Consider the following 12,847-nt stretch of genomic DNA (forward strand, 5'->3'; position numbering starts at 1 on the left):
TAAGGGAGCAAGGATGACGGATTTAAAAGGTAATTTAAAAAGTGAGCTATTAGCACTAGGCTATCGAGTCGAACAGCAAGACAGCAAGCTCAAAGTAAAACTTGGTGGATTGGCGACCCCCATCTATATCGAACATGACATAGCCAAAAATAGGTTTATCGTGAATACCCAAGATCTTAGAAACGCTGTTAGTTATGCTTCGCAGTTTTTTTTTGCACAAATCTCTTTATCGGGCTGGCAACAAGCGCTGCTATTTAGCATGACTGCCATAGGTGGTTTAACCATAGTACTGACAGAACTCAAAGCACAAGCGCTAAAACAGCAAGTCGCTTTATTTAATCAAATAAATATCCCATAAAAATGGCCTCTGCAGATCAATAATCACCATGGTTCGATCAACTGCGGTGTACCTACAGCAGTAACGGCCCAAACGCAGCCCTAAGTAGCCTTCACTGCAACTCAAATATTGCTAACAAAAAAGGCCGACACTTGGTCTCAATGCTGGTAAATTAAGCCAAAACTTGATTAATAAACAAAAAACTAAGAACCCTGCACAAACTGGGTTCTTGGCTTTAAAAGCGATAAACCACGAAGCGCTCACTTCGTTTGCTACACTGAGGGCACGAAGAAAAGCAAAAGCTCTTGGTCGCTTTCTTCGTGCTCTTTGTGCTCTTTGTGCTCTTTGTCCCCTAGGTGGTTCATTCTTATCTTTCTAAGTCATCAAATTTTCTCAGACTAACTTCATTAACTTACCGGCATTGGACACTTGGTCTGCCCTTTTATAATTACCAATAAAATCAGTTACTCATATTCAGAAGAGTAAGTCTCTTGGTAAGTATGGGAGTAAAGCTCAAATAGGTTCCCAAATGGATCTTCTAAATACACCATCTTAGCTTGCTTGCTATCATCTTCTGGATGATAACGCATAATATCCATTCGGACTTTGCCACCAAACTTTTCAGTACGTTCTATCACGCCGTGAAAGTCATCCGTTTGTAGACAAAAATGGAAAATACCAATCCGAGAAAAATCCACCAGGTGACGCTCTTGGCGCTGTTTCATTTCAAACAGTTCAAAACCAATACCGTCTGCCGTGACTAAGTGAGCAATATTAAACCCTTTAAAACCTTCACCAAAAACAGCAACACACATTCTACCAATTGCAGTTTCACGCTCTTCTTCTACTTGCGTGTTGCCCATGACGACTTCAAGACCTAAAGCTTTAGTATAAAACTCAACCGCTTTGTCCATATTGCCTACCATGATACCGACATGATTCATTTTCATAATTATCTCCAAAGACTAATATTTAATTCATAACTTGTTTCGATGAAGTGAGTATATGGCGCATAAAACATTAATAAAAATTATCAATAGTTATTAAATTCATAATCACCTGTTATCATTAAATCAATAACCATTAGCTATCATCAATTCATTACACGTGCAGCGACAGCAGCCTTTTTATCAGTTCCTAGATCGTAGTCATAAGTGACACTACTCCCTTACTAGAAAAGATTAGGCGATTTGATAGCGAGGACAGCCACTGATATAACGGCAGTGGTAGAGGTGGGACCTAGTTAGTTAGCCCTAAGGGAGGTTCACTCTCCCTCAAGGCTTACTGTGAGCAGCTAACGGCTTGTGTTCAAAGTTACGTGTTCAATATTAAGTTCTAAGAGCTAAGTGCTAGATACCGTCTCACTAAGTGCTAAATATTAATTGCTAGCATCAACTCAGCAGTAAAATAAGTTTACTTAGGCAGCGCCGCCTGATGCGCCTCAATAAAGCGCGTCATTTCTACCTGCGCGCGTTGCTGAGCACTCACCAAGGTGTCTTCAGCACTCATAGACTCAACAACCTCGTAATAACACTTAATTTTAGGCTCAGTACCCGACGGTCTTACAATCACCCGCGAGCCATTTTGCAGGCGATAAATCAGCACATCGCTAGCCGGTAGCGCAATATCTTCCTCGCTCCCATCAGAAAAGAAGCGTTTACCTAGGCTAATATCATCAGTCGATATCACCTTATGGCCTGCAATCTCTACTGGAGGATGCTCTCTAAGGTAAGCGCCGATATTGGGCGTTGTTGGCTTTAACGCAATACTCACTTGAGCATTAAGGTGGAAGCCATGTTCACGGTAGATCGTTTCTAGCCGATCCCAAATGGTTTGTCCTTGGCTGGCAAGTTCTGCGGTTAACTGCGCAAACGCAACGATTGCCGACAAACCGTCTTTGTCCCACACCATAGAGCCTACGGTGTAACCGAGCGCTTCTTCGTAAGCAAACACAAAGCGGTTATCGTCAGTCTCTTCACTCATGCCCACATTGGTTAGCCACTTAAATCCTGTCAGTGTCGTTAGGCAAGTGCCATTTAGACTCTGGGCAACCTTTGATAATAAACTCGATGATACAATCGTAGTGCAAGTTAAATGGTGATTGTCACTAGCGTGAGTTAACAGATAATGGCCAAATAGCACACCGACCTGATCGCCCGTTAGCATCTGATAATCACCAGAAGCCGTTCGGACTGCGACGGCAAAACGGTCAGCATCAGGATCGTTTGCACAGGCAAGCATGGCATTGTGCTTTTTAGCCTCAGCAATCACCATATCCATCGCCCCTTTCTCTTCAGGGTTAGGAAAGTTTACCGTAGGGAAATCACCATCAGGCTCTGCCTGCTCGGCAACCGAATACACTTGCGTGAACCCTGCATCTTTTAATACATCGAGTGCCATCTCGTTACCCACACCATGCATGGCGGTATACGCCATACTGACCAATTCAGGTTGAGTATTATTTTGCAGCACTGGGGCTAAACTCACGCCCTGGCGATAAGCATAATAAAAGTCATCTTCAAGCATGATAAGCTGACCAGCAGCTTTTGCGATCTTAAGGTCGAGCAATGGAATGGCCACTGTAGCAGCCTTATCAATACAGGCAGCAATACCACTGTCATGGGGCGGAATGATCTGCGCGCCATTACCCCAATACACTTTATAACCATTGTATTGCGGCGGATTATGACTCGCTGTCACCACGATGCCAGCTGCGGTGCCAAGGTGCAGAACACCAAAGGCCACCAGCGGCGTTGCGGCTACATTGGCAGTGAGGTAGACCTTTATGCCCAGAGCAGCCAATACACTGGCTGTGTCATGGGCAAACTGCTTTGAGTCGTGACGACCGTCATAACCAATAACCACGCCGCGAGTCGCAACATCGCTAATTTGCGCTTTAAGGTATGCGCCAAGTCCTGCTGAAGTTTGCTGCACCACCAAGCGATTCATTCGAGTCGGACCAGCGCCAACCACGCCACGCAATCCCGCAGTACCAAAGGCGAGTCGACCAGCAAAGCGCGCCTCAAGTTCTGCGCTATCATCTGAGTCCAGCAAAGCTTGCAGCTCTTGTCGCATCAATGGGTCTGGGTCACTGGCCATCCAATGTTTTACTCTTAATGATAATTGCGTATCCATCACTCACTCCATTTGCTATTTACACTGGCACGGGAATCAAACAAGGCAAGCTATTTGATTTCCATTGCATCAATTTACGTTAATTAAACACTAAGCCTAGCAGCTCACTTGAACAAGACAATTTGCATTAAGTTTTCATCACAAATAGCCAAAGGCTTAAGATCCTTTTGAGTCATTAACCACCCTCTCTTTTTGTCTAATCAAGCTCGCTTGCCCACCGCGATATTAAGTTTTAAGCAGCATAAACCAATCAGTATAAGAAAGTGATTCGATAATCGTGTAAAATTACCAGCTTGCTAAATAACACCCTGTTGCGAACTGTTAATCATGAGCCCGTTAAAAATAGAAACCCATATCAAAGTCCAGTCCAGTGAAATTGATGCTGCTACCCTGCTCGCAGAAGATACGGGCTTATCCAAGCAAATTATTAAGCAAGCAATGCAAAAAGGCGCGGTTTGGCATAGTCATGGTAAGCAAACCAATCGCCTTCGCCGCGCGAAAAAAGCATTAAAGGTCGGTGATCAAATCCACCTCTATTACAACCAAGCAGTGTTAGATGAAAAGGTCAATGATGCAGAGTTGCTGTTCGATGAGGGGCAATACAGTATTTGGTATAAGCCTTTTGGCATGCGCTGCCAAGGTTCTAAATGGAGCGACCACACCACCATTAATCGCTTTGCTGAAACTCACCTTGAACCTGCCAGAAGCGCTTACATCATCCATCGATTGGATCTCGCCGCCACCGGATTGATAGTCTTAGGCCATAGCAAAAAAGTCACCGCTGCGATTGCTAATCTATTTGAGACCCGTGCACTGGATAAATTTTATCAAGTGATTGTTGAGGGCAAGTTCCCCGATGGCAAGGTCACAATCGACACCGATGTTGATAATAAGTCGGCGCTGTCGCATGCTCATCGTCTTGAATACAACAGCGAGCTTAATCAGTCGAAAGTACAGGTAAAGATTGAGTCTGGACGTAAGCACCAAATTCGCATCCATATGGCAAGTATTGGTCACCCAGTGGTCGGTGATCGGCAACACGGCAATGGCAGCGAACTCACACCTAACCTACAGCTCACCTCTTGCCATTTAAGCTTTACCTGCCCAATGAGTGCTGAGCACAAAGTATTTGAACTGCCGCAAAGCTATCGCCCAGAGTTTCAATCACAGCGTAAATAGCAAGTTGTAGACCAAACATAAAAAAGCCCGCTATATGCGGGCTTCTTATTAAATATTAGCTCATAAACTATCTAGCTTACTCGTCAACAGGCTTATCTTTAAGGTACTTTTTACCAGAGAACATCGCTGAGACAATTCCTGGCTGATGGCGTAACTCTGCGATGACGACACCGACTATATGAATAAATATCAATAGCATGAGTAAATATGAACCATAAAGGTGCACCTTACCTATAATACTTTTATAGGGCTTTAACTGTGCCACTTTTTCTTGATTAACCCCAGTGTCATCATAGGGTTTGAGCGAGGCTGGTGCGACACCATCTTGTGCTAAATACTCAGCAACCGTCCCACCTAATGGCGGGTAATACACATCTGTCCCCGCGCGGAATAATCCTGTCGCCATAATCACAATTAACAACACAAATATTACTGCAACAGCTAATTTACCCAACGGGTTATGACCCAGATATTGTGGATTTTCTCCCGCTTTTAACGCATTTCGATAGTCTCGGCTCTGCTTAAGGCTAGGCAGCATATGGGCGAACTTTGTATAGCGACTGCCAATAACACCAAATAGCAACCGAATCGTTAGATTGACCGCAAATAGGTAACCAATAATGATATGCAACTCTTTGAGTTTTATTTTTGCAGCTAGACCCGTAATCCCAAGTTCTGACTTAAATAACATAATCAAGCCAACAAACATTAAGCTGGTTACCAAAATAAGGTTAATCCAATGGAAAATCCTAACCGACTTGTCCCAAACGACATATTTAACCCACTTGCTCTGTTCGCTGTTCTCTTTGCCCGTCATAAATTCATCACTCATTATTTCAGTTCTATATTGCGTAAAGGAATACTGCTAAAAGGTTTACCCATCTAACCTGTGCTAACCTGTGTTAAACATCGCGCGTACATATTTGAGCGGCGCCATAAGTGCAATCACATCACAAAACTTTTGCTAATTGATGGCAAACGCGAGAAGCCAAGCGTAAGGTCTGAATATACCTCAGCCCTAATACTGACTTTGAGACTCACTTAAGAGCTCACTTTGATGGCTACATTAATGGCTTCATTAATGTTAGGCACTCATTATAACTCAACAGATTTAAGTTTCAGTTAATATTCGTTAATAAGCAACAACAGGCTCTTAAACATTTACTTTGGATCTAATGTGTTGAATCGTATTACAAATCATTAGCGCTAAACACTATCCCTTCACCTGTTTCTAGCCATAATGGATGCTGAGTCATTACTTTGCTAAACATTCGACTTTGTAAATAACTATTAAGCCAATCCCTCAAGTTGGGATAAGGTGATTGCCGATACCATTGCCGCTCGACCCGAGCAAACTGACGTATAAAAGGTAACAAGGCTAAATCAACCAAACTGGGGTTATCTGACATTAAATATTTGTGTTGGGTTAATCGTTGTTCAAGCCCCTTTAAATAGGTTTCACAGGCCTCTCTATCTTCAATAAGAGAGGCTTCATGGTAGCGTTTTGAGCAACGATACTTTTCCAAGCAAACTTTAAACTCTGTATCAAAAACCGTGATAAGCGCGAGCATCTCATCTAATGCTTGTGGATCTGCGTTATCGAGATGGTCATCTGGATCACTTAAGGTTAATGCCCACAGCATCACCTCTAGGCTCTGTTCGATAACCTTACCATCTGCTTGTACCAAAACCGGCACCGTGCCTTTAGGTGATGCTTGAAGAAGTTCAAGCGGCTTATTACTTAAGACGAGATCCCGTAATTCAACCTGCTGCCTCGAGGCATAGATAGCCAATCTTGCACGCATTGCGTATGGGCAATTTCTTAACGAGTAGAGTACGGGTAATTGTATGCTTTTATCCATTGTGACTTGCAGAGCTCCATTAGCAAATGCGAATAATTTACTTTAACGATATTCATTCGCAAAATATACGGGTAACATCCCCTCTAAATTTATGACAACAAGTGGTAACCATGGATCCGAAAATTGAATTATTAGCACCGGGCGGTGATGTCGATGCGATAAAAGCGGCCATTATTGCAGGAGCCGATGCAGTCTACTGTGGCTTAGATACGTTTAATGCCCGTAACCGCGCCGCTAATATTTCCTTTGAAGAACTGGTTGGCATTATTCGACTTGCACACCAATACCAATGTGAAATATTTCTCACGTTAAATATTGTTATCTTAGAGCAAGAGTTTAAGTCTCTCGCTAAGCTATTAAGTCGTCTGGTTAATACCACCTTAGATGGCGTTATCGTACAAGATATCGGTATGTTCCATCTGCTTACCAAGCATTTCCCGAGCTTAGCAATCCATGCATCCACGCAGTTAACCACCCATAATGCTGGCCAACTGCCTTTTCTTAAAAAGCTTGGTGCATCACGGGTAAACTTATCAAGAGAACTTAACTTACGTGAGATCACGGCGCTCACTGCAACTGGTCGTGAGCACGACATTACCACTGAGGTGTTTGTACACGGTTCTTTATGTATTGCTTTCTCAGGGCTATGTTATTCCACCTCAGCAAGTGTCGGTAACTCAGGCAATCGCGGTCGATGCAGTCAAGCATGCCGTGAAGAATATCAAACCACGCCATCGGGCAATAATTTCCCGCTAAACATAAAAGATAACTCGGCCTTTTTCGATCTCCCCGCCTTAATCGAAGCCGGAGTGCATTCATTTAAAGTTGAAGGACGCATCAAAGGCGCGAGTTATGTTCATACCGTCATTGACAGCTTTCGTAAGCAAATTGACGGCTACTTAGCCACAGGTGAGCTACTCGAAGATGGCGAACGCCTTTATAAAGTATTTAATCGAGATTTGACTAACGCCTTCTTAAAAGGCGATTTAAATCAATCGATGTTTATCGATAATCCTCGTGATCACTCGAAAAACCATCTAAAAGACAAGTTAACTAACAATGGCAGTCAATCCATCTCGGTGGTGCAGATCCACGATGCTGAGCAAGCACTGCAAGTAGAGAAAAGCCAGATCCAGGCAAGCGTGACCGATAAGATAAAGCACTTAAGCATTGAGAAGCTACCGCTAACGCTCGCCTTTGCAGGCAAGCTCGGTAGCCCCCTATCAATTAGGGTTAGCACCAAAGACTTTGTTGTGGGACAAACCCAGCTTGAGGCAAAACATTTTGTGGTGCAATCACGTAGCTTACTGGTTAACAGTGACGATGCGTGTATCGATAGCAGCGCCATTGAGAAACGTTTTAAAAGTTTAAACAATGCCGAATTTAATCTGCAACTACTCAATATCGACGACTTAGCGACAGGGTTAAGTATCCCGTTTAAAGAACTGAGCGTGCTTAAAAAACAGATACAATTTCAACTCAACCATGAAACGCCAGTATTGCCCACAGTTGAACTGCCTAAACTGGTTAATCATCCAAAGCCAATACCTAGCCAACAAGCAAAACTGTCGATATTAATCTGTGATGAGGCCGATACTGCGCTACTTGATGCCACCGACGCAGACATTTACTTTAAGCTTCCTGATGCTTACAAGCGGGGTTGCACTCAATATGTTGATTTCTTAAAAGCTAACCCACGACTCATCCCTTGGTTCCCATCGGTACTAATTGGTAAAGACTTTGATGTGGCTATCAACCTATTAGAGCAAGTCAAACCGGCACTGATTGTGACCAATAATACCGGTATTGCCTACCGAGCATACGAGCTAGGTATTAAGTGGATTGCAGGGCCGTTTTTAAACACGACTAACTCCTATGCGTTACTTGCATTACAGGAGCAGTTTGATTGTAGTGGTGCCTTTGTCTCAAATGAGATAAACCTGCAGCAGATAAAACACATTGCTCGTCCTGCCAATTTTAAAATGTTCTACAGCATTTACCACCCTATTCTATTGATGGCCAGTAGGCAGTGTTTTTTCCAACAGAGTGTTGGTTGTGAAAAGCCCCGTATCGATAATGGCTGTATGTTGTCATGCGATAAATCGACAAGCATTACCAATCTTAAAGGTGATAATTTTGCGATTGATAAGCAAAAAGCAGGCTATCCAAGCATTTACAATCAAGATCAGTTTTTGAATATTGAGATCATCAATGATCTTGCTCATCTATTTGATGGCTTTATGATTGATCTAACCAATATCGGTTTAGGTGATAAAACCGCCCCCGATAAAGTGGCGCTCATCGAGCAGTTTGAGCAACTATTGCAGGGCGAACCTCAAGTCGTCGACACGCTTAATCGCATGGTGCCGCAATCAACAGTGAGCCAGTATCACAACGGTTTATAATAACCAAAACGTCAATCCCTTCACTTGAGGGGGTTGGCGGTGTGATGATTAAGTCATATAAACAGCCGGTTTAAGTCAGGCTATCGCCATAACACGATAATTTTGCTTATAATGTTTTAGATTGGTATTAATAAATCACTGCCTTACAGTGATGGCTCAGCGAACGTTATTACTTTAATTAAAATTCAAAAGAGGGCTTTGTGGAGAATCTAACACTAGTGGTCGATTTTTTATTAAACCATAAACTGTTACTTACAGTCCTAGTCATCGTCTTAATTTCACTTGTTAAGCGCTTAATCATTTCCCAAATTCGTGGTGATGTGGCGTTTCTCACTGAAATTCAGCGCAAGTGGATGTCTCGTACTAAAAACGGCACTTTTATCTTAATTCTTGTGATTCTGTTTATGCTATGGCAGACAGAAATCAGCAAATTTGCCCTGTCGGTGACCGCGATTGCGATTGCGTTTGTTGTGGCATCCAAAGAAATTATTTTGTGTTTTACCGGTTCGATTCAAAGAGCGAGTTCGCGCTCGTTTGTGATTGGCGACTGGATTGAAGTAGGCAAAATATGTGGCGAAGTGATTGAGCACAACTTAATGGCAACGGTTATTCAAGAAATTGATCTATACCACGGCCAGTATCACTTCACCGGTAAAACAGCCACCTTGCCTAATAGTATGTTCTTTAGCTATGCGGTGAAAAACCTCAACTTTATGAAGCGTTATGTCTACCATGACTTTAGTATTACTGTGGTGGAATTTTATAACTTGTACCCACTGTTCCCTGAACTCCATGAGAAAATTGAAGCACATTGCGAAGACTTTTATGAAGTGGCTAAGCGTTATAATGGCATTATTGAAAAACACGCAGGTGTCGACCTACCAGGGCCTGAGCCGCATATTCATATCAATAGTGGCGTAAATGGCGAACAAAATGTTCATATCATGATTTTCTGCCCGACAGAGCAGGCTGTTCATTTAGAGCAGTTAATCAGAGAAGATTTTATGATTGCCTACCATGAGGCATTTGGTAAAGAAGAGATTATTTAGAACTTAGATAAATTGAATCTTTGCGTCTGTAATGACGCAAAGCTCTGCTCTTGTTTATTGTAAAGAGGTCTTAAGTCGCTTCATCCCTTCATCAATACTCACTAAGGCGCTATAACCGAGATCATTTTTGGCTGCGCTGATATCAAAATAATGGCTGGTCGAAAGCTGCCTTGCGACAAAACGCGTCATGATTGGCTCTTGCTGCTTACCTAATAAACCATAAACAGCCTCAAGCACACACCCTGCCATATAAGCCACATGACTCGGTACTCGCTTTGTCACTGGTGCAAACCCTTGGCAGGCGAGGATTTTGTTTAGCATCTCCGCCATAGTAATCGGCTCATCGTTACTCAAATAATAGGCTTTACCAGCACAAGCGGCACGACTCGCATCTTCACTGCAAAGTTTAACCGCGGCCAAGATATGAGCGTAAGCTGCATTGCCCACATAGATGGTATCGACTAGCTTGTCTTGCTTGCCCACCAGCTTCAATTTACCTGCTACTGCACGTTCAAGCACCCGTGGTACGAGATGTGGATCGTTTGGCCCCCAAATAAGATGTGGCCTTAGCGCTGTGGTGCCTAAGTGTTTGCCATTACCCAGTATGCAACCGTTAGCGTTAAGCATCATCTGCTCGGCTATCGCCTTAGACTCGCCATAATAATTCAAAAAATGTTCAGCATAGGGCGCGGATTCATCATTGCCTGCTTCATCTTCCCCAGCAAAGGTGACACTTGGCGTGCTGGTGTAAACCAAACGCTCAATATGACGCTTTTTACAGGCATCAATAATGTGGCGAGCACCGTCGACATTGGGTGAAAAATAGCTTTGTTTACTGCCCCAGACTCCCGCTTTGGATGCGACATGAAACACTAAATCACAGCCTTGCATAGCCGATAACACTGCCTGCTCGTCAGCGATATCACCTTGGATCATATCGATGCCCATTGCATCTAATGCTGGATATGCTCCGCGGGCAAACCCTGTGACTTTAATACCCGCAGCGAGTAGACGCTCACAAATGGCTTTACCTAAGAAGCCTCCCGCTCCAGTAACAAAGGCGCGATTAACCTTGTACTTAAGCGCCGTTAACGCGGCCTGCTCTTGAGGGGGGAAATCATTCAGGCTAAGCGTATCGATAACAACTGACAAAATAGATTATTCCTTGATCTGCTTTTGTGCCCAAACAGCTAATTTCTCACGGAAAATTTTAGCGTTATGACGAATATCAACAGGAAAATCGGGGTGAATTAAGAATCGCTCAATACCTCGAGTCTGCGCATGTTGCTCGGCAATCGCTCTAAGTTCACTATAAAGCACAGCAGATAGTGAGCAGGCTACAGACTGTTTTAGCTCTATACACACAAGTGGCGTTACCTTGCCAGCAATGTTAACGCCCACTAACGCACTACGTTTTACGTCGCTATGAGTATTAAAGATGCGTTCGCAGGGAATAGAGTAATAACGTTTAGTCTGGTTATTGGTTGCTGGTAAAGCATCTGCATCGACTCTATGCGCCTTTCGGCCACACATCCACAATAAACCATCACTATCTAAATAACCCAAATCTCCCATACGGTGGCGAATACTGTCACCATCTTGAATTTTTGCCAGCAAGGTTGCACTGTCGCGCTGATAATAACTGCGACTCACCATGGGGCCTTTAACAACGATTTCGCCAATTGCATCAACAGATAAGGCTAAGCTGTTATGCCAGCGCGCTATCGGCTTCTCATCGATAGCTATGATGGCAATTTCAACGCCATCAATCGCTTTACCCACACAAATTCCGCCGCCGTTATCGGTTACCAAAGTTGTGTCAAACAAGGCTTGGCTTCCTATTTTGCTAATAGGTAAAGACTCGGTTGCGCCATAGGAGTTAAGCACTTCAACATCTTGATTAAGCATCAAGCTAAAGCGTTTAATCGATGAAATTGTTGCTGGCGCTCCCGCTGAAATAACACGCTCAATGCTGCTAAGTTTATGCGCTTTAGACGCTCCCGCTTGCCCCAATCGCTCTATTAGAGCTGGGTTTACAAACATATTGCTGCATTGATACTTATCTATAGCTGCAAAGATAAATTCAGGATTGGCGGTAATCGGCTTACTGGCATCCATATCAGGCACAATTGATGCCATGCCTAATGCGGGGCCAAATAATGAAAATAGCGGGAAGGTGGCTAAGTCTCGCTCACCGGGCTTGATCCCATAATCATTTTTAAGCGCTGTAATTTGCGCCTCAAACATCTTATGAGAATAAATTACGCCCTTAGGCGTCCCCGTGCTACCGCTAGTAAATAAAATCGCCGCCATGGCATCTTGATCTAGCCATTGCATCTCAAACGGCTGAGAAGGCGCTGATTGATTGGCTTTCAATAAGCTATCTAAATGAGCAGCCCCTGTTAATGCCCGCACTATCGAGCTACCGCCGACATTGATCAGGTGTTTAACGGTCGATTTTCCCCAACCAAATAGGCGTCTAGCGATATGGGCCTTAGGGATCCCGATAAAAATATCAGGCTTAGCCTCTTCAAAACACTGCTTAAGGTTATTAATCCCCATACCCGGGTCGACTAGAATTGGAATTATTCCGGCCTTAAACAGGGCAAAGGTTAAGCAGAAAAAATCGATACTCGGCGTCACCATCAACACCGCCTTCATACCTGGCGCTAAACCATGACTGAGGAGCGCGCTGGCTATCTCATCACTTTTAGCATTAAGGGTTTGAAAGTCCATCTCTTGATAACGCAGCCCACTGACGGCTCTGCTGTTAGACTGCTGCACTGCAACTGCGAGAGAGTCAGGAAGTGTCTGTGCGGCACTAACTAAATGACGGCACAAATTTGCGCCGTCATTGTTTTGATTAACCAGTGTTGCCAT

At 43.7% G+C, this 12,847-nt stretch carries 10 protein-coding genes; 4 read left to right on the top strand and 6 right to left on the bottom strand.

The genetic code is table 11. The annotated features are described in order from the left end of the window. Window positions 1-13: 13 nt before the first annotated feature. A complete protein-coding gene (locus ACVBIU_RS08710; RefSeq protein ID WP_447163543.1) occupies window positions 14-358 on the top strand; it encodes a hypothetical protein in 345 nt (114 codons plus the stop codon). Window positions 359-801: 443 nt separating this feature from the next. Here ACVBIU_RS08710 and ACVBIU_RS08715 read toward each other — a convergent pair whose 3' ends face one another. Then, entirely contained in the window at window positions 802-1,287 is a 486-nt protein-coding gene (locus ACVBIU_RS08715) for a VOC family protein (RefSeq protein ID WP_447161559.1), read from the bottom strand. A gap of 463 nt (window positions 1,288-1,750) precedes the next feature. Then, window positions 1,751-3,472 (bottom strand): phospho-sugar mutase, encoded by a 1,722-nt coding sequence (locus tag ACVBIU_RS08720; RefSeq protein ID WP_447163544.1) that lies wholly within the window; start codon window positions 3,470-3,472, stop codon window positions 1,751-1,753. 327 nt (window positions 3,473-3,799) lie between these two features. Here ACVBIU_RS08720 and ACVBIU_RS08725 point away from each other — a divergent pair, with 327 nt between their 5' ends. Further along, complete coding sequence (locus ACVBIU_RS08725; RefSeq protein WP_447163545.1) at window positions 3,800-4,651, top strand: pseudouridine synthase family protein; 852 nt, start codon at window positions 3,800-3,802, stop codon at window positions 4,649-4,651. 76 nt (window positions 4,652-4,727) lie between these two features. Here the strand turns inward: ACVBIU_RS08725 and ACVBIU_RS08730 are convergent, their stop codons facing one another. Both ACVBIU_RS08730 and ACVBIU_RS08735 read right to left on the bottom strand, forming a co-directional pair. Further along, window positions 4,728-5,483: a cytochrome b/b6 domain-containing protein gene (locus ACVBIU_RS08730; protein ID WP_447163546.1), complete on the bottom strand. Its 756-nt coding sequence runs from the start codon at window positions 5,481-5,483 to the stop codon at window positions 4,728-4,730. Between the two features lie 358 nt (window positions 5,484-5,841). Then, window positions 5,842-6,513 carry a glutathione S-transferase gene (locus tag ACVBIU_RS08735; protein WP_447163547.1) on the bottom strand — a complete coding sequence of 224 codons (672 nt, stop codon included), beginning with the start codon at window positions 6,511-6,513 and terminating at the stop codon, window positions 5,842-5,844. A gap of 110 nt (window positions 6,514-6,623) precedes the next feature. Between ACVBIU_RS08735 and ACVBIU_RS08740 the strand changes: the two genes are divergently transcribed. Further along, on the top strand, window positions 6,624-8,918 hold the full coding sequence (locus ACVBIU_RS08740; protein WP_447163548.1) for a U32 family peptidase: 2,295 nt from the start codon (window positions 6,624-6,626) through the stop codon (window positions 8,916-8,918). Between the two features lie 200 nt (window positions 8,919-9,118). Then, window positions 9,119-9,967 carry a mechanosensitive ion channel family protein gene (locus tag ACVBIU_RS08745; protein ID WP_447161553.1) on the top strand — a complete coding sequence of 283 codons (849 nt, stop codon included), beginning with the start codon at window positions 9,119-9,121 and terminating at the stop codon, window positions 9,965-9,967. Window positions 9,968-10,021: 54 nt separating this feature from the next. Here ACVBIU_RS08745 and oleD read toward each other — a convergent pair whose 3' ends face one another. Together oleD and oleC are read right to left on the bottom strand one after the other, a co-directional pair. Further along, entirely contained in the window at window positions 10,022-11,119 is a 1,098-nt protein-coding gene (gene oleD, locus ACVBIU_RS08750) for a 2-alkyl-3-oxoalkanoate reductase (RefSeq protein ID WP_447163549.1), read from the bottom strand. A 6-nt stretch (window positions 11,120-11,125) separates the two neighbouring features. Then, window positions 11,126-12,847 (bottom strand): olefin beta-lactone synthetase, encoded by a 1,722-nt coding sequence (oleC, locus tag ACVBIU_RS08755; protein ID WP_447163550.1) that lies wholly within the window; start codon window positions 12,845-12,847, stop codon window positions 11,126-11,128.

It is taken from the genome of Shewanella sp. 30m-14, assembly GCF_052977125.1.

Coding starts and splice junctions, on each gene's coding strand:
- ACVBIU_RS08730 (WP_447163546.1), bottom strand. CDS start 5,483: ATGAGTGATGAATTTATGACGGGCAAAGAGAACAGCGAACAGAGCAAG.
- ACVBIU_RS08740 (WP_447163548.1), top strand. CDS start 6,624: ATGGATCCGAAAATTGAATTATTAGCACCGGGCGGTGATGTCGATGCG.
- ACVBIU_RS08710 (WP_447163543.1), top strand. CDS start 14: ATGACGGATTTAAAAGGTAATTTAAAAAGTGAGCTATTAGCACTAGGC.
- ACVBIU_RS08735 (WP_447163547.1), bottom strand. CDS start 6,513: ATGGATAAAAGCATACAATTACCCGTACTCTACTCGTTAAGAAATTGC.
- ACVBIU_RS08715 (WP_447161559.1), bottom strand. CDS start 1,287: ATGAAAATGAATCATGTCGGTATCATGGTAGGCAATATGGACAAAGCG.
- ACVBIU_RS08725 (WP_447163545.1), top strand. CDS start 3,800: ATGAGCCCGTTAAAAATAGAAACCCATATCAAAGTCCAGTCCAGTGAA.
- oleC (WP_447163550.1), bottom strand. CDS start 12,847: ATGGCAACACTGGTTAATCAAAACAATGACGGCGCAAATTTGTGCCGT.
- ACVBIU_RS08720 (WP_447163544.1), bottom strand. CDS start 3,472: ATGGATACGCAATTATCATTAAGAGTAAAACATTGGATGGCCAGTGAC.